Below are 17627 nucleotides of genomic sequence, written 5' to 3' on the forward strand. Positions count from 1 at the left end.
GGAATGTTGCGCGCCTATGCCGACCCTTTCGCGGGGCAAGCCCGCTCCCACAGGGACCTGACTGCGCCTGAGTTCAGAAGGGTAACTGTGGGAGCGGGCTTGCCCCGCGAAGGGGCCGCAGAGCGGCCCCCCCAGGAAGGCTATCAGCCGACCAGCGGATCACCGACATGCAGGATCTTCATGCCGTTGGTGCCACCGATGGTGTGGTAGCTGTCGCCCTTGGTCAGGATCACCCAGTCACCCTGTTGCACCAGGCCACGCTTGAGCAGTTCGTCGACCGCCGCCTGGCTCACCTTGTCGGCCGGCAGCGAAGCCGGGTCGAAGGCGATCGGGTAGACACCACGGAACATCGAGGCGCGAGCCTGGGTAGCGCGGTGCGGCGACAGGGCGAAGATTGGCACGTGCGAACGCAGGCGCGACATGATCAGCGGGGTGTAGCCACTTTCGGTGAGGGCAATGATCGCCTTGACGCCCGGGAAGTGGTTGGCGGTGTACATGGCCGCCAGGGCGATGCTTTCGTCGCAACGCTCGAAGGTGGTGTGCAGGCGGTGGCTGGATTTCTGGTTGGTCGGGTGCTTTTCGGCACCTTGGCAAATCCGCGCCATGGCCTGTACGGCTTCGATCGGGTAGGAACCGGCAGCACTTTCGGCCGACAGCATCACCGCATCGGTGTTGTCGAGCACGGCGTTGGCCACGTCGGACACTTCAGCGCGGGTCGGCATCGGGTTCTGGATCATCGACTCCATCATCTGGGTCGCCACGATCACCGCCTTGTTGTTGCGGCGGGCGTGCTGGATGATCTTTTTCTGGATGCCGATCAGCTCGGCGTCGCCGATTTCCACACCCAGGTCGCCACGGGCAACCATCACTGCGTCGGAGGCGGCGATCAGCTTGTCGAGGGTCTCGTCGTCGGCAACGGCTTCGGCACGCTCGATCTTGGCCACCAGCCAGGCGCTGCCGCCGGACTCGTCACGCAGCTTGCGGGCATATTCCATGTCGCTGGCGTCACGCGGGAACGATACGGCCAGGTAGTCCAGGTCCATTTCCGCGGCCAGCTTGATGTCGGCCTTGTCTTTTTCGGTCAGGGCCGGCGCGGTCAGGCCGCCACCTTTGCGGTTGATGCCTTTGTGGTCCGACAGCGGGCCACCGATGATCACCACGCAGTGCAGTGCATCAGCGGTAGCGGTCTCGACGCGCATGACCACACGGCCATCGTCGAGCAGCAGTTCGTCACCAACGCCGCAGTCCTTGACCAAGTCGGGGTAGTCGATACCGACGATGTCCTGGTTGCCTTCGGTCAGCGGGTGGGCGGTGGAGAAGGTGAACGTGTCACCGATCTTCAATTCAATGCGCTTGTTGCTGAACTTGGCGATGCGGATCTTCGGACCTTGCAGGTCGCCCAGCAAAGCGACATGGCGGCCGTTCTTGGCGGCGATGTCACGGATCAGGCGGGCGCGCGCTTTGTGCTCGTCCGGGGTGCCGTGGGAGAAGTTCAGACGTGCCACGTCCAGGCCGGCAAGGATCAGTTGTTCGATCACTTCCGGCGAGTTGCTGGCGGGGCCAAGGGTGGCGACGATTTTGGTACGGCGGATGGTCATGCACAGACTCCTATAGTGAAGCGCAGCGAAAGGCTACTCCTGAATCGCGCTGTAGTCATTGTTCCGTTGCACTACCTGCGAGCGAGGCAGGGTGGCGTTTGAACGGTCAGGCCATCCTTGCAAAAGGGTGTGAAGATTTATCGGCAAAGGCCGATACACTGGCATCAAAGGAGACCCCCCATGCGAGCCCTGATCGTTTTAGCCTTGGCGGCCAGCGCCGTCGGCTGCACCCGCTGGTCCATGGACCACCACTTGAACAACGCCTACCGTGCCTATGACCGCGGCGATTGCCAGCGGGTCATGCTGGAGCTGTCGCAGGTTGACCGCACCAGCCGCGCGCGACCGTTCGTCCACCCGGAGGTGTCGCTGTTACGCGGCCAGTGCCTGGAGCGCCAGAAGTTGTTCGTGGATGCAGCGCAGACCTACGAGTACCTGATCCAGCAGTACCCCGGCAACGAATACGCGTACCGTGCCCAGGCTCGCCTGCAAACACTGGAGCAGCTTGGCCATTACCGCGGTGCCGAAGCGGCCGTGGCCAACCCGGTGAAGGCCACCCCTTGGCGTTAATGCGAAGGTGTGATTTATTTCACGGGATTTACCGTGCGCGCTGCGCTAATCTGTAACTCAGTTGTTACAACAACCGCCAGTACCTCGCATTCCTGGCACCGGGTACGGACTGCACTTGTGATCATGTTCAACAAGCGGCATATCGAACGCCATCAGTTGCCCTGCGTTCTCAAGGTCTTCAACCGTTTTACCGATCAGGCGATCGGCCAGCTGGGTAATGCCTCCGAAGATGGGCTGATGCTGATCAGCCAGCTGCCGGTACTGGTCGGGCCAGACTACGAACTGCAACTGCGCTTGCCGCTGGCCGGTGGCGGGTATCAGTTCATCAATCTCACCGCCAGTTGCCTGTGGTGCCGCGAAGACCAGACGCCCGGCAACTACGATTCTGGCTTCATGTTGCTGCAGGCGCCCCGCGAGTACGATGAATTCGTCCGCTCGTTGCGCGACTATTTCAGTTTCCGCCCCGCCAACGCATCCGCCTGACCCCCCCCTGAGCCTTGGCGCGCGAGAATCGCGCTAGAATCGGGTCGACCTTGATACAGGACGACCCCGTGAGCTCCAGCATTTTCTGGCACGACTACGAAACCACTGGCATCAACCCGCGCTGCGACCGGCCACTGCAGGTGGCCGGTGTACGCACCGATTTCGACCTCAACGAGATCGAAGAACCGATCAGCCTCTTTTGCAACCCCTCCGACGACATCCTGCCGCACCCGGCCGCCTGCCTGGTAACCGGTATCACCCCGCAGCAACTGCAAGCCCAGGGGCTGTGCGAAGCCGAGTTCATGACCCGCGTGCACGAGCAACTGGCGCGCCCTGGCACCTGTGGTGCCGGCTACAACACCTTGCGTTTCGACGATGAGGTGACGCGTTACAGCCTGTACCGCAACTTTTTTGACCCTTACGCCCGTGAATGGCAGGGCGGCAACAGCCGCTGGGACCTGATCGACATCGTGCGCACGGCCTATGCACTGCGCCCTGAAGGCATCGAGTGGCCGCAGCAGGATGGCCGCACCAGCCTGCGCCTTGAACTGCTCAGCAAAGCCAATGGCATCGACCATGGCCATGCCCACGAAGCACTTTCCGACGTGCGGGCCACTATTGCCCTGGCGCGCTTGATTCGGCAAAAACAACCGAAGTTGTATGAGTGGCTGTTTCAGTTGCGCAGCAAACATAAAGTGATGGAGCAGGTTCGTTTGTTGCAGCCACTGGTCCATATCTCTGGGCGATTTTCGGCGGCGCGTAATTACCTGGGGGTGGTCCTGCCGCTGGCGTGGCACCCGCGCAATCGCAATGCCCTGATTGTCTGCGACCTGCATCAGGAAACCCTACCGTTAATACGGGAAAGTGCCGAAGTTCTTCGCCAGCGCTTGTATACCCGGCATGAAGATCTGGCCGAAGGTGAATTACCCGTTCCGCTTAAATTGGTGCAGATCAACCGTTGCCCGGTGCTGGCACCGCTCTCGGTATTGCGCCCGGCCGATCAACAGCGCTTGGGTGTGGACTTGACGTTGTTACAATGGCGCGGCGAGCAATTGGCCAATCAACAGGCGGACTGGCAAGACAAGCTGGCGCACATTTATGGCAACGATGATTTCACGCCAAGTGAAGACCCTGAACAACAGTTGTATGACGGTTTTCTAGGGGACCGCGACCGCCGTTTGTGCGAGCAAGTTCGCACGCTGGAACCCGCGCAGTTGGGCCAGGGGCACTGGATGTTCGATGACCCGCGCATGCCTGAACTGTTGTTCCGTTATCGGGCACGCAACTTCCCTGACACCTTGAATAGCGAAGAGCGCCAGCGCTGGTATGCATTCTGTCAGCAACGTCTGAGCGACCCGCAGTGGGGCGCGCCGAATACCCTGGGTGATTTCGAGCAGGCGCGCCAGCGTGCCTGGGAAAGCGCCGACGAGGCGGGCCGCCAGGTATTGAACGCCTGGCAGGAACACGCCGGTAAACTGAAGACACAATTTGCAATTGCGCCCTGAACGGACAAACAAAAACGCCGGCATCGAGCCGGCGTTTTTGTTGCGTCAAGCAATGTGAGCGTGCGGACTATCAGTCCAGCAGGGTCGCCCAGCTTTCAACCACGTCACCACCCCACTTGGCTTTCCATTCTTTCAGGGTCTTGTGGTTGCCGCCTTTGGTTTCGATCACTTCACCATTGTGCGGGTTCTTGTATTGCTTGACCTTGCGCGCACGCTTAGTGGCGGTGACCTTGACCGCGCCACGTGGCGCCTTGCTCAGTTTCGACTCTGGGTCGAGCAGGGCAATCACATCACGCAGCGACTTGGAGTACTCGCCCATCAGCGTGCGCAGTTTGCCTTCGAACTCCAGCTCTTGCTTCAGTTTGTCATCCTGGGACAGGTTGGCCAGGCGGGCCTGAAGTTCCTTGATGGCTTCTTCGGTGGCGCGGTACTCGTTAATCAGGGACATGGAGTGTTCCTTTAATACGTGTTCAGAAATGTGTGGGCCAATAATAGACAGGCCATACTCGCAAGTAAACATGGAATTGGGCAATTAACTGTTAATTAAGCTGTGACAACATTTCTCCACGTGAACAAAAATTTACATAAGCCCCTGCATTTTGTCATGGCGATGCGCGGCGGCTTGCCGTGTGTGTGGGCAGGTGCGCACAAGACGCGCCGTGCAATCCATACTGCGTTTTTTCTGGCGGGCCGCTAGAATGAGCGCCTTTGCGAAGTTCTGGAGTCTCATTCATGCGCACCTATCGTCTGGTGATCGCCTGCCCCGACCGTGTTGGCATCGTGGCGAAAGTCAGTAATTTCCTGGCCTTGTACAATGGCTGGATCAACGAAGCCAGCCACCACTCCGATGAACAGAGTGGTTGGTTCTTCATGCGTCATGAAATCCGTGCCGAATCCCTGCCATTCGGTATCGAGGCATTTCGCGAGGCGTTTGCGCCGATCGCCGAAGAGTTCTCCATGACCTGGCGGGTGACCGACTCGGCGCAGAAAAAACGCGTGGTGCTGATGGCCAGTCGCGAATCCCATTGCCTGGCCGATCTGCTGCACCGCTGGCACACCGACGAGCTGGATTGCGATATCCCATGCGTGGTGTCCAACCACAATGACCTGCGCAGCATGGTCGAGTGGCACGGCATTCCGTTCTTCCATGTGCCGGTCGACCCCAAGGACAAGGCGCCAGCTTTCGCCGAAGTGTCGCGCCTGGTTCAGGAGCACGCTGCCGATGTGGTGGTGCTGGCCCGCTACATGCAAATCCTGCCGCCGCAGCTGTGCCAGGACTACGCTGAAAAAGTGATCAACATCCACCACAGCTTCCTGCCGTCGTTCGTCGGTGCCAAGCCCTACCATCAAGCGGCCCTGCGCGGCGTGAAGCTGATCGGTGCAACTTGCCACTACGTGACCGAAGAGCTGGATGCCGGCCCGATCATCGAACAGGACGTGGTACGTGTCAGCCATGCCGACAGCATCGAAGACATGGTGCGCTTCGGCCGTGATGTCGAGAAGATGGTGCTGGCCCGCGGCCTGCGTTATCACCTGGAAGACCGCGTGCTGGTGCATGGCAACAAGACGGTGGTGTTCGACTGACAGCGACACGGGGCTGCGCAGCAGCCCCGGCAATCCCGAGTGAAACGCCATGGCCGACCCCCGCGACAAAGCCACCGCCTCACCCCCGCCAACCCTCGGCGAGGGCTGCCTGGCTCGCTATGATCCCGAGGCCCTGAGCGACGCCGACGGCACCGACTTCCCCGGCGCTGCCGAGCTCTGGCGCCAGCTCAACCCGCCTGACGCCGCCAGCGTTCCAGCAACGGACGCGCCAGCAGGCAGGCAAACACCGGCCCCCCCGCCAGCAGATAAAAGTAGTAAGTGACCGCACGCCAGATCACGATCGCCGCAGCCGCTGTCGAGCTGCCCACCAAGGGCGTCAGCAGGCTTGCCGAGGTCAGCTCGGCAGCCCCCGCACCGCCTGGCAGCAGGCTGAACTGGCCAGCACTGAGCGAGAGCATCTGCACCAGAAAGCTGGGGATCCACGACAGTTCCACGCCTAAACCCTTGAGCACCAAGTACAGCACGCTGTAGCGCAGGCCCCAATGCACGCAGGTCAGCGTGAACACCAGCGCCAGGGTGCGTTTGGGCAGGCGCCAGGTCTGGGCCAGGGCGTCGATGAAGTGCAGCAGCTTGCGCGCCCAGCGGCGTTTACGGCATTCGGACATGCCCAGGCGGCGCAACAGCCGCCCATTGAAGCGCATCATGGCGCGCCGGTAGCGCAGCAGCCCCAGCACCACGACCAACGCCGAGCACAGCAGCAGCGCGCTGCCCAGCAACATGCTTTGCTGGCTGTGCCCCAGGCGGTGAAACAACGCATAGCCGGCAATCGCCAGCATCGCGCAGAAGAAGAACAGCAGGTCGTTCAGCTGGTCCATGGCGAACACCGCGCCGCTGCGCGCCGGGCCGATGCGGTCCCGCGCCAGCAGGGCCATCAGGGTCAGCGGGCCGCCGCTGCCGCCCGGGGTGGTGCAGATGGCGAACTCGGTGGCCATGACCACGCCGAGGCTGCGCAGGTACTTGAGCTGAGCACCTTGCTGGCCGAGCAGCAGGCGCAGGCGCAGGGCATTTATCACCCAGCACAGCAGGATCATGCCCAGCAGCGTCAGCAACAGGCCGGGGTCGAAGCGTTGAAGCCTGGGCAGCAATTCGCTACCGCCCAGCACTATCGGCACCAGCACGGCGCCCAGCAGTGCCAGGCCCAGCCAGCCCAGGCGGTTCATGCGCTGGCCTGGCCGTCCAGCCAGGCGGACTTGGTCAACGGCACACGGCCCTGTGCCAACAGTGCGCGCAAGGTGCGTAGCCAGTATTCGCGCGACGCCTTGTGGCGCATGTCCACCGGGTGCAGGCCCAGGCGCACGGTGCCGGCTTCACGCCAACGCCGGCATTGCCAGTCGCAAAGCATCTTCGATAGCCCTCGACGCCAGGCACTGCGGGCGCTCCAGACCAGCCCGGGGGCTTCGATGGCGGTGAAGTCCGGCAGGCGGTACAGGTGCTGCGGTGTGCTGGTATAGCGCAGCGGCAGCTGGCGCAATGCCTGGCGCGTGCCTTCGCTCATCAACCAGGCCGGGGCGACGAAGCCGGCAACCGGCCAGCCTTGCCGGTCGAAAACTGCCAGCCCTTGCTCCAGGCGCTGCAGGGCCTGCTGCTGATCAAGCCCATAGAACTCGCCCTCGTGGGTATAGATGCGGCGCATGAAGAACGCGCTGGGGCTGCGCGGTGGCGTGCCGTCGTCGGCATGGTAGAAACCATGCAGCGCCAGCTCGTCACCCAGCGCCAGGCGCCGTTCGAGCAGGCGGCAGAAGGTTGGCGAGCGGTGCAGGGGGTTGCGGTGGTGAAAGTCCGGCACCACCAGCCAGGTCATGGGCACACCGCCCATCTCATCGATGGCCTGGACGAAGGGTTGGTAGTCGGGCCAGGTCTCGGGCGCGATGTCGTGCAGCACCAGCATCAGGCTGCGGGGGGCGCTGGCGCTTTCAGCCATGGGCGCGCACCAGCGGTTGGTGGCCGAGCACCGCCTGGTAATGCTGCAGCAAGCCGGCCACCACGTTGTCCCATGAATAATGCTGCTCGACATGGCGGCGGGCCTGGCTGCCGAGCGTGCGCACGCCCTCTTCGAACACCTGGCGCACGGCCTGCGCCATGGCTGTGCCGTCGTTGGCCTGGCACAGCCGCCCGCACTGTTCGTTGACGATTTCGCCAAAGGCGCCGGCGCGCACCGCCACCACCGGCGTGGCGCTGGCCATGGCTTCGAGGATGACCAGGCCGAAGGTTTCCTGGTCGCCGGCATGCACCAGCAGGTCGGCACTGGCCATCAGCCTGGCGACCTCCTGCGGTGGGCAGAAGTGGTCGATCACGCTGACGTTATCCGGCACATTGACTGGCATGTTGGAGCCGACCAGCAGCAGGTGATAAGGGCGGCCAAGGCGCTGCATGCAGTCGAGCAGCACCGGCAGGTTCTTCTCCCGCGAGCCACGGCCGGCGTAGATCAACAGGCGGCTGGTGTCGGCAATCCCCAGTTCGGCGCGCAGGTGCGGGTCGCGGTGCTCGGGGTTGAAGGTGGCCAGGTCCACACCCAGGCGTTGCACGTGCACGTCACGGATGCCCAGGCGGCGCAGTTTGTCGGCCATCACCTGGCTGGGCGCCAGCACCCGGTCGAAGTTGCCGTACAGCTTGCTGACATAGGCCTCGACATTGGGCGTGAACCAGTTGCCCATGCGGTTGCTGACCAGCAGCGGCAAGTCGGAGTGGTAGAAACCGATCACCGGTACGTCGAGTTGGCGGCGTGCCTCCAGGGCAGCCCAGGCGGTCAGGTAAGGGTCGCCGACTTCGATCAGGTCGGGTTTGAGGTTACGCAGCACATTGCACCAGGGCGCCAGACGCACCGGGAAGCGGTAGCCGTTGCCGAAGGGCAGGGGCGGCGCGGGCACCTGGTAGATGCCATCGGCGTGTTGCGCGCTGGCGCCGGGGATCAACAGGCTGTGGCGCACGCCTTGCAAGGCATCGAGGCGGCGGTGTTTGGCATCAAGATAGGTACGTACGCCGCCGCTGGCGGGGGCATAGAACATGGTGATGTCGGCGATGTGCACGATCAGCATCCCTCCGGGATCGTCTTCGGGTCTGTCATCCGGCCGTAATGGGCCGGCGATGACACGCCTAAAGGTTGACCTTTCAGAAGGATAGTTTGTTCGATCGGGGTTGGCTGGGGGTGAACCCGCTCCCATCAGGTTGCAGTGGGAGCGGGTTCACTCGCGAAGCAGGCGGATCAGATGCGGAAGCTGCCAACCAGGTGTTTCAGGCGCGAAGCCTGTTGCTCCAGGTCCGAACAGGCGCGCAGGGTGGCCTGCAGGTTCTCCACGCCCTCCTGGTTGAGCATGTTGATCTCGTTGATGTCCATGTTGATCGCCTCGACCACGGCAGTCTGTTCTTCGGTGGCGGTGGCCACCGACTGGTTCATGCCGTCGATCTCGCCGATGCGCACGGTCACGCTGTCCAGGCGTTCGCCGGCCTGGTTGGCGATCTGCACGCTGTCCTGGCTGTGGCGCTGGCTCTGGCCCATGGTGTCGACCGACTCGCGGGCACCAACCTGCAACTCTTCGATCATGGTCTGCACCTGCTGCGCCGACTCCTGGGTGCGGTGCGCGAGGTTTCGCACTTCGTCGGCGACCACGGCAAAGCCACGCCCGGCTTCACCGGCGCGGGCGGCTTCGATCGCCGCGTTCAAGGCCAGCAGGTTGGTCTGCTGGGAGATGCTGGTGATGACTTCGAGAATCTGGCCGATGTTGACGGTCTTGCTGTTGAGCGTCTCGATGTGCGCACTGGAGGTGACGATCAGGTCGGACAGCCGGTTCATCGCCGCAATGTTGCGTTCCACCACTTGCTGGCCTTCTTCGGCCAGCAAGCGGGCGGAGCTGGCATGTTGCGAAGCCTGGGCGGCGTTACCGGCGATTTCCTGGGCGGCGGCGCCCAGTTCGTTGATGGCGGCGGCGACGCTGTTGGTGCGGTTGGATTGCTCGTCGGAGTTGGTCATCGACGAGTTCGAGGCGCTGATCACGCGCAGGGCCACTTCATTGACCTGTTCGGTGGCCGACGACACTTCGCGGATCGAGCCGTGGATGCGCTCGACGAAGCGGTTGAAAGCGGTGCCCAGGATGCCGAACTCGTCGTGGTTGTGGATGCGCAGGCGTTTGGTCAGGTCACCTTCGCCTTCGGCGATGTCTTCCATGGCGCGGGTCATGGTCAGCAGCGGTTGCATCAGCACGCGGATCAGCAGGCCGAGCAGGCCGATGATGATGACCACCGCAACCAGCGTGGCGATCACCGCCGAGGTGCGGAAGGTGCTGAGCATGGAGAAGGCTTTGTCCTTGTCCACCGACAGGCCGATGTACCAGTTGGCCGACGGCAGGCCTTTGATCGGGGTGAAGGTCAGCAGGCGGGTCTGGCCCTGGGCCTGGACTTCGGTCAGCTCACCGGACAGCGTCGGTGTGTGCTGCGGGAACAGGTCCGACAGCGATTTCATCACCAGGTCCTTGTCCGGGTGAACCAGGATCTTGCCTTGGTCGTTGACCAGGAACGCATAGCCCATGCCGCCGAAGTTCAGCGAGTTGATGATCTCGACCAGGCCGTCGAGGGCCAGGTCGCCACCGACCACGCCCACACTGTTGGACACTTTGCTGAGGATGCCAATGACCATCTTGTTGGTGGTCATGTCGATGTACGGCTCGGTCAGGGTTGCACCGGAGGCGTTCATGCCGTCCTTGTACCAGGGGCGTGTACGTGGGTCGTAGCCGTCGGGCATCTTCGCGTCGGGGCGCACGCTGAAACCACCGTCGACCTTGCCCAGGTACACCGTGAGGAAGCTGGTGATCAGGGCATTTTGCCCCATCAGGGTTTCAGCGTCGTTGGGGGCCTGGGCAATGTTCTGTGCCAGGTTCTCTACCAGCTTGATACGGCCTTCGAACAGGTTGCGAATATTGGTCGAAGTGGACTCGCCCATTTCAGCCAGATAGTTCTCCAGGTCCTCCCTGATCGCATTACGCTGGAGATAATCGTTGTAGAGGGTGAAGAGGCTGAAGGCGAGCATCACGATCAGTGACGCGGCCACGAGAATCTTGTGGCTGAAACGAAGGCTTTTGTTCATGGTGTAATCGGTTCCGCTAAGGTTTTATCGGGCGTTCGCACGAATACATCTGCAAGACAGTGCAACATCCCGGGAAGTCCTAGTTGGGTTGTTACTGTGTTCTAGGCGAATATCACCCCGAGGTATCGGCCGATACGCGGCAAAGCTTGAGAAGAGGATGAAAGAAGATGTCAGATCCTTCGCAAATTGTTGTAGGAGCGGGCCTTGATGGCCAGCCTGTCCATCAAGCCATGCGCCTCGCCAACCGCCATGGCCTGGTCGCTGGGGCCACCGGCACCGGCAAGACCGTCACCTTGCAGCACCTTGCCGAAGTGTTCAGTGATGCCGGCGTGGCGGTGTTCGCGGCCGACGTCAAAGGCGACCTGTGTGGCCTGGGCGCCGCGGGCGCGCCGCAGGGCAAGGTGGCCGAGCGCATTGCCGGCATGCCGTGGTTGGGGCATGCACCGCAGGCTTACCCGGTGAGCTTGTGGGATATCGCCGGGCAGTCCGGCCACCCGTTGCGCACCACCCTCAGCGAAATGGGGCCGCTGCTGCTGGGCAACCTGCTTGAGCTGACCGACAGCCAGCAGGCAGCCTTGTATGCAGCTTTCAAGGTGGCGGACCGAGAAGGCTTGCTGTTGCTCGACCTCAAGGACCTCAAGGCGCTGCTTGCGCACCTGAAGGACAACCCGCAGATGCTGGGTGAAGACAGCGCGTTGATGACCAGCGCGTCCACCCAGGCCTTGCTGCGTCGCCTGGCGACCCTGGAACAGCAAGGCGCCGAGGCGCTGTTCGGTGAGCCTGCGTTGCAGCTCGAAGACTTGTTGCGCCCTGGCAGCGACGGCCGTGGGCGTATCCACTTGCTCGATGCCAGCCGGCTGGTGCATGAGGCACCGAAGGTGTATGCCACCTTCCTGCTGTGGCTGTTGGCGGAGTTGTTCGAACAGTTGCCCGAGCGTGGCGATGCCGACAAGCCGGTATTGGCGCTGTTCTTCGATGAAGCGCACTTGTTGTTCAATGGCACGCCCAAGGCGTTGCAGGACCGCCTGGAGCAGGTGGTCAGGCTGATTCGCTCCAAGGGCGTGGGCGTCTACTTCGTCACTCAGTCGCCGGGCGACCTGCCCGATGCGGTGCTGGCCCAGTTGGGCCTGCGTATCCAGCATGGGTTGCGTGCATTCACCGCCAAAGAGCAGAAGTCGCTGCGGGCCGTGGCCGATGGCTTTCGCCCCAACCCCGCGTTCGACAGCCTGGCGGTGCTGACCGAGCTGGGTATCGGTGAGGCCTTGGTGGGTACGCTGGAGGATAAGGGCACGCCCGCGATGGTGCAGCGGGTGCTGATCGCACCGCCGCAATCGCGCATCGGGCCACTGAGTGCCGCTGAGCGCAGTGCATTGATTGCTTCGTCGCCGCTGGTTGGGCGCTATGACAAGCCGGTTGATCGTGAGTCGGCCTACGAAATGCTCACCCAGCGCAAAGGCGAGCCTGTGGAGCCTGCGCCCGTACCTAAGGCCGATGAGGAGAGCTTTGCCGACAAGGCCGGTGACTTCTTGCAGAGTGCGGCAGGGCAGGCGATCAAGTCTGCGGTGCGCCAAGCGGCCAATCAGTTGGGGCGGCAGTTGGTGCGCGGGTTGATGGGGTCGTTGCTGGGTGGCAAGAAGCGCTAGTGAGGCGCATGAAAAAGGCGCCCGAAGGCGCCTTTTTCTACAGCGGTACCGCTCAGCCGATCGCCTTGGACGCCAGCCAGAACAGGCCAGCTGCCAAGCCCATCGAGGCTGGCAGGGTCAATACCCAGGCCAGCAGGATGGTCTTCACGGTGCCGCCTTGCAGGCCGCTCTTGTTGGCGACCATGGTGCCGGCGACGCCGGATGACAACACATGGGTGGTCGATACCGGCAGGCTGAACACGTTGGCCATGCCGATGGCGCAGGCTGCGGTGATCTGCGCCGACATGCCCTGGGCATAGGTCATGCCCTGCTTGCCGATTTTCTCGCCAACCGTCAGTACCACGCGCTTCCAGCCGACCATGGTGCCCAGGCCCAGGGCCAGGGCAACGGCCACGATCACCCAGAACGGTGCGTATTCTGTGGTGGCGGTGAGGTCTTTGCGCAGCTTCTCCAGGTCGGCCTTTTCACGGGCATCCAAGCCTGGCAGCTTGCCGACCTTTTTCGCCGTGTCATCCAGGCAGAGCAGGTAGCGGCGCACTTCAACGCGCTTGTCGGCTTCCAGGGTGTGGTAGTCGGTCACGCCCTTGAGCGAAGCCTGCAGGGCCGCGATGGTCGGCTCGGTCTGCTGCGGGTTGCAGCTGAACTGCTCTGGCAGGTCGGTCGACTTGGCCTTGCCCAGTGCCAGGAACTCACCCAGGGTGGCGGCGTTGCGCTGGTAGAACTGGCTCATGTGCAAGGTGGCGTCGCGGGTGCGCTCGATCTGATAAGTGGTGCTGTTCAGGTCGAGTACGAACTTGGCCGGTACGATACCGATCAGCACCAACATGATCAGGCCGATACCTTTCTGACCATCGTTGGAGCCGTGCACGAAGCTCACGCCCATGGCCGAAATCACCAGTACCAGGCGGTTCCAGAAAGGAGGGTGCTTCTTGTCGTCGAGCTTGCGACGCTGTTCGGGCGTCTTGTGCATCTTCGACAGCGGGCGCCACCATTTCAGGCCGAGCAGCACCAGCGCCGCGACGGCAAAGCCGGCCATGGGCGAGACCACCAGCGACATGGCGATGTCGATCGCCTTCTGCCAGTTGACGCCATCGCCCAGCGGGATGTCGTTGATCAGGGCATTGGCCAGGCCAACACCGAGGATCGAGCCGATCAAGGTGTGCGAGCTGGACGCAGGGATACCGAAGTACCAGGTGCCCAGGTTCCAGGTGATGGCCGCAGCCAGCAGCGAGAAGACCATGGCCAGGCCGTGTCCGGTGTTCACATTGATCAGCAGCTCTACCGGCAACAGGTGAACGATGGCATAGGCCACCCCGACACCACCGAGCAGAACGCCGAGGAAGTTGAACACGCCGGAGAAGAACACGGCGAGGTGCGGCGGCATGGCTTTGGTATAGATGACGGTAGCTACCGCGTTGGCGGTGTCATGAAAGCCATTGATGAACTCGAAGGCGAGTACGAAGGTCAAGGCGAGCAGCAGGCTCACCAACACCCAGGCATCCAGTCCGCTGAATAAATCGATCATGAAGGTTGTCTGGCGGTCATAGGGGGGCGCGATTATGCCAGAAAACATTGGCAATCGATGCACCTGCGACAGACCGATGGCAGGCATCCAGGTGCGATCAGCAAGCGCAATACCGCGCTATCTGGCAAAGAACTGTCCGATAAAAAACGAGAAATATCACTAAAATCGGCAAATATCTGGAAAACGTACGGCGTGGCATTCATTCAAACGGTCGTATGAAATTTGTGTAATTCCATTTCATCTACGACCTCTGGGTAAAGATCGACCGCGCCCGGGCTTGCCGGGCGACGACGCGGATAGCGTGAGCCTGGCGCTCAGGGCTTGTCGCTGCGCAGGTCCTTTTCCATTTTTTCCAGTTCCTGGTTGAACGCCTGGTCGCGCACGCTGGCACGCTTGCGCCACGGTTTGCGCTCCGGGTCCGGTTGAGCGGCGTACGTGGTGACTTCACCACCGTAAACATCCTTGTAACGTTCAGCCTGGCGCTCGAGCTCTGCGCGCAGTTCATCTTTCGTCACAGTAGTACCTGAGTAAGTTGAGTTAAGACTGTTGTTGTTTGCTGTACAGCGTGCCCCTGTGCATACAAAGACGGCACATGGAAAAGCTGCGGGGATGCCATACAGGGCCTGCACACACACACACACACACATGGGTTGAAGCGAAGTGCTGATTACAGCGGTGTGTTCCATTACCCCAGCATCGGGCATTCAACCAAATTGATTATAGCAACCGACCCTTCTTCGAACAGGGGTATTTATGCGGGCCTGACAATGCCGGTCGAAGTTGTCGGTTTCATTCGGCAATGTCTGACGCCGTGCGTATAACTTTGAAGGGCGGCAAGGGCAAAAGTTTCGTTGCCACGCACACGCGAGGAGGGGAAGTAAAAACGGCCTCGCACAGGGCGAGGCCGTTGCCTGGGACTTCTACGGTGGGTACCTGACCAGTCTCTCCAAAGAAGCCACAAGTGGCAGGAGAAAGGTATAAGCAAAAGTGTCAGCGGTCAATTGCGATTATCGGCCGTTCGTTCGATAATCGCACGAACCAGCGATTTTTTTGAGGTGAGCGATGAGCGACGAAACACCGGCCAACGAATCTGCCAACCCAGAGTCGGCACGCCCTGCCGCCCCGGCGCTGGCGCCGCCGATCGTGGCATCGCCGGCCAAGCGTATTCAGGCGTTTACCGGCGACCCGGACTTCATGACCTCGCTCGCCCGGGGGCTTGCGGTGATTCAGGCGTTCCAGGAGCGCAAGCGCCACCTGACCATCGCTCAGATCAGCCACCGCACCGAGATTCCTCGGGCGGCGGTACGCCGCTGCCTGCACACGCTGATGAAGCTGGGGTATGCGACGACCGACGGGCGCACCTATTCGCTGTTGCCCAAGGTGCTGACATTGGGCCATGCGTACCTTTCGTCGACGCCCTTGGCGATTTCCGCCCAGCCGTACCTGGACCGCATCAGTGACCAACTGCACGAGGCGGCCAACATGGCCACTCTTGAAGGCGACGACATCCTTTATATAGCCCGCTCGGCAACCGTGGAGCGGCTGATCTCGGTCGACCTGTCGGTAGGCGGGCGATTGCCGGCGTATTGCACATCGATGGGGCGTATCCTGCTGGCGGCGATGGATGACACCAGCCTGCGCGAGTACCTGGACCGGGCTGATCTCAAGGCGCGCACCAGCCGCACTTTGAATGATGCCGAATCATTGTTTGCCTGCATCCAGCAAGTGCGTGCCCAGGGCTGGTGCGTGGTGGACCAGGAGCTGGAACAAGGGCTACGCTCCATTGCCGTGCCGATCTATGACGCGTCGGGGCAGGTGCTGGCAGCATTGAATGTCAGTACCCATGTCGGGCGGGTAACGCGTAGCGAGCTGGAACAGCGCTTCTTGCCGATCCTGTTGGCGGCCAGTCGAGATCTTTGCCACCAGTTGTTTGGTTGACGCGCGCAGGGGGGCACCCCCTGCATGCCCCATTATCGAACACGCCCGCCGTTTCCTGTTCGATAAACGCACAATGTCGCTCCCAGCGAATTGCGTCCGCCCCGTCTGCTGATTAATGTCTCTCGCAACGGTCGGCTGTGCCGACCGAACAAGAAAAACTCGAGAGGCACACACCATGACTGCTGTCCCATCGCTGCTGCGGCCGCACCCGCACGCAGTACTGTTGTATCCAGGCTGAAGCAGGCCACCATCATCCTATTACCCAACCCTGTACTTGCGCCCTGAGTGCAGTGGCATGGCTGTGCCCTAATTCTGGATAACAACAATGAACCAACCACACACCCACGTCGGCAGTTGCCTCGACGTTCAGTCGTTCATCAACGATCAGCCGCTGTCCCGCTATCAATGGCGGGTGGTGTTGCTGTGCTTTCTGATTGTCTTCCTCGATGGCCTGGACACCGCCGCCATGGGCTTCATCGCCCCGGCCCTGTCGCAGGAGTGGGGTATCGACCGCGCCAGCCTCGGCCCGGTCATGAGTGCCGCGTTGATCGGCATGGTGTTCGGTGCCTTGGGCTCTGGGCCGCTGGCCGACCGTTTCGGGCGCAAGGGCGTGCTGGTTGGCGCAGTGCTGGTGTTCGGTGGCTTCAGCCTGGCCTCGGCCTACGCGACCAATGTCGACCAGTTGCTGATCCTGCGCTTCTTGACCGGGCTCGGGCTGGGCGCGGGCATGCCCAATGCCACCACGCTGCTTTCCGAGTACACCCCTGAGCGCCTCAAGTCGCTGCTGGTGACCAGCATGTTCTGTGGTTTCAACCTGGGCATGGCCGGTGGTGGCTTCATTTCCGCGAAGATGATCCCGGCCTACGGTTGGCACAGCCTGCTGGTGATCGGTGGCGTGCTGCCGCTGCTGCTGGCGGTGGTGCTGATGGTCTGGCTGCCGGAGTCGGCGCGGTTCCTGGTGGTGCGTAACCGTGGCACGGACAAGGTGCGCAAGACCCTGGCGCCGATTGCGCCGCAGGTAGTGGCCCAGGCGGCCAGCTTCAGCGTGCCGGAGCAGAAGGCGGTGGCTGCGCGCAGCGTGTTTGCGGTGATCTTCTCCGGTACCTACGGGCTGGGCACCATGCTGTTGTGGCTGACCTATTTCATGGGCTTGGTGATTGTCTACCTGCTGACCAGTTGGCTGCCGACGCTGATGCGTGACAGTGGTGCCAGCATGGAAGAGGCGGCCTTCATCGGCGCGTTGTTCCAGTTCGGTGGCGTGCTGAGTGCGGTGGGCGTGGGCTGGGCCATGGACCGCTTCAACCCGCACAAGGTCATTGGCATTTTCTACCTGCTGGCCGGGGTATTCGCCTACGCCGTTGGGCAGAGCCTGGGCAACATCACCTTACTCGCCACCTTGGTGCTGATCGCAGGCATGTGCGTCAACGGCGCCCAGTCGGCGATGCCGTCGTTGGCAGCACGCTTTTACCCGACCCAAGGGCGTGCCACGGGCGTCTCGTGGATGCTGGGCATCGGCCGCTTTGGCGCAATTCTCGGCGCCTGGAGTGGTGCGACGCTGCTGGGCCTGGGCTGGAACTTCGAGCAGGTGCTGACGGCATTGCTGGTGCCGGCTGCATTGGCAACGGTGGGGGTGATTGTGAAAGGGCTGGTCAGCCACGCGGACGCGACCTGAGCAGCGCTGGAAGT

The 17627-nt window shown here is 62.1% G+C and carries 16 protein-coding genes; 8 read left to right on the forward strand and 8 right to left on the reverse strand.

The annotated features are described in order from the left end of the window. Positions 1–143: 143 nt before the first annotated feature. Positions 144–1598 (reverse strand): pyruvate kinase, encoded by a 1455-nt coding sequence (gene pyk / locus HU770_RS07255; protein ID WP_033702776.1) that lies wholly within the window; start codon positions 1596–1598, stop codon positions 144–146. Positions 1599–1778: 180 nt separating this feature from the next. Between pyk and HU770_RS07260 the strand changes: the two genes are divergently transcribed. From HU770_RS07260 to sbcB, 3 genes are all read left to right on the forward strand, one after another. Continuing rightward, on the forward strand, positions 1779–2165 hold the full coding sequence (locus tag HU770_RS07260) for a hypothetical protein (RefSeq protein WP_095064207.1): 387 nt from the start codon (positions 1779–1781) through the stop codon (positions 2163–2165). 123 nt (positions 2166–2288) lie between these two features. Beyond that, entirely contained in the window at positions 2289–2648 is a 360-nt protein-coding gene (locus HU770_RS07265; protein ID WP_033702999.1) for a PilZ domain-containing protein, read from the forward strand. A gap of 68 nt (positions 2649–2716) precedes the next feature. Next, complete coding sequence (gene sbcB / locus HU770_RS07270) at positions 2717–4153, forward strand: exodeoxyribonuclease I (RefSeq protein ID WP_186663400.1); 1437 nt, start codon at positions 2717–2719, stop codon at positions 4151–4153. Positions 4154–4223: 70 nt separating this feature from the next. On the opposite strand, the gene mvaT is transcribed toward sbcB, so the two are convergent. Next, positions 4224–4601 (reverse strand): histone-like nucleoid-structuring protein MvaT, encoded by a 378-nt coding sequence (gene mvaT, locus HU770_RS07275; protein ID WP_033702773.1) that lies wholly within the window; start codon positions 4599–4601, stop codon positions 4224–4226. Positions 4602–4885: 284 nt separating this feature from the next. Here mvaT and purU point away from each other — a divergent pair, with 284 nt between their 5' ends. Together purU and HU770_RS27020 are read left to right on the forward strand one after the other, a co-directional pair. Beyond that, complete coding sequence (purU, locus tag HU770_RS07280) at positions 4886–5737, forward strand: formyltetrahydrofolate deformylase (protein ID WP_033702772.1); 852 nt, start codon at positions 4886–4888, stop codon at positions 5735–5737. 49 nt (positions 5738–5786) lie between these two features. Continuing rightward, on the forward strand, positions 5787–6020 hold the full coding sequence (locus HU770_RS27020; RefSeq protein ID WP_077068743.1) for a hypothetical protein: 234 nt from the start codon (positions 5787–5789) through the stop codon (positions 6018–6020). On the opposite strand, the gene HU770_RS07285 is transcribed toward HU770_RS27020, so the two are convergent. The 4 genes from HU770_RS07285 to HU770_RS07300 form a co-directional block, all read right to left on the reverse strand. Next, positions 5926–6918 (reverse strand): lysylphosphatidylglycerol synthase transmembrane domain-containing protein, encoded by a 993-nt coding sequence (locus HU770_RS07285; protein ID WP_186659622.1) that lies wholly within the window; start codon positions 6916–6918, stop codon positions 5926–5928. The two genes, HU770_RS27020 and HU770_RS07285, sit on opposite strands and share 95 nt — an antisense overlap. Next, positions 6915–7679 (reverse strand): DUF2334 domain-containing protein, encoded by a 765-nt coding sequence (locus HU770_RS07290; RefSeq protein WP_186659620.1) that lies wholly within the window; start codon positions 7677–7679, stop codon positions 6915–6917. The genes HU770_RS07285 and HU770_RS07290 overlap by 4 nt, the downstream gene beginning before the upstream one ends. Beyond that, a complete protein-coding gene (locus HU770_RS07295) occupies positions 7672–8793 on the reverse strand; it encodes a glycosyltransferase family 1 protein (RefSeq protein ID WP_033702769.1) in 1122 nt (373 codons plus the stop codon). Before HU770_RS07295 ends, HU770_RS07290 begins: the two co-directional genes overlap by 8 nt. Positions 8794–8960: 167 nt before the next feature. After that, positions 8961–10835, reverse strand: a complete 1875-nt coding sequence (locus tag HU770_RS07300; RefSeq protein WP_033702768.1) for a methyl-accepting chemotaxis protein — start codon at positions 10833–10835, stop codon at positions 8961–8963. 167 nt (positions 10836–11002) lie between these two features. Here HU770_RS07300 and HU770_RS07305 point away from each other — a divergent pair, with 167 nt between their 5' ends. Next, the gene (locus HU770_RS07305) at positions 11003–12478 is read left to right on the forward strand and encodes a helicase HerA-like domain-containing protein (protein ID WP_186659618.1); all 1476 of its coding nucleotides are present in this window, start codon (positions 11003–11005) and stop codon (positions 12476–12478) included. A 52-nt stretch (positions 12479–12530) separates the two neighbouring features. Here HU770_RS07305 and HU770_RS07310 read toward each other — a convergent pair whose 3' ends face one another. Together HU770_RS07310 and HU770_RS07315 are read right to left on the reverse strand one after the other, a co-directional pair. Continuing rightward, positions 12531–14003: an inorganic phosphate transporter gene (locus HU770_RS07310; protein WP_186659615.1), complete on the reverse strand. Its 1473-nt coding sequence runs from the start codon at positions 14001–14003 to the stop codon at positions 12531–12533. Positions 14004–14317: 314 nt separating this feature from the next. Then, positions 14318–14518: a hypothetical protein gene (locus tag HU770_RS07315; protein ID WP_033702765.1), complete on the reverse strand. Its 201-nt coding sequence runs from the start codon at positions 14516–14518 to the stop codon at positions 14318–14320. Between the two features lie 547 nt (positions 14519–15065). Here HU770_RS07315 and pcaR point away from each other — a divergent pair. Both pcaR and HU770_RS07325 read left to right on the forward strand, forming a co-directional pair. Then, the gene (gene pcaR, locus HU770_RS07320; protein ID WP_186659612.1) at positions 15066–15941 is read left to right on the forward strand and encodes a pca regulon transcriptional regulator PcaR; all 876 of its coding nucleotides are present in this window, start codon (positions 15066–15068) and stop codon (positions 15939–15941) included. A 325-nt stretch (positions 15942–16266) separates the two neighbouring features. Further along, positions 16267–17613, forward strand: a complete 1347-nt coding sequence (locus HU770_RS07325; protein WP_186663402.1) for an MFS transporter — start codon at positions 16267–16269, stop codon at positions 17611–17613. The last annotated feature ends 14 nt before the right edge of the window (positions 17614–17627 follow it).

The sequence above is a fragment of the Pseudomonas sp. SWRI68 genome (genome assembly GCF_014269165.1).
GTDB lineage: Bacteria > Pseudomonadota > Gammaproteobacteria > Pseudomonadales > Pseudomonadaceae > Aquipseudomonas > Aquipseudomonas capeferrum.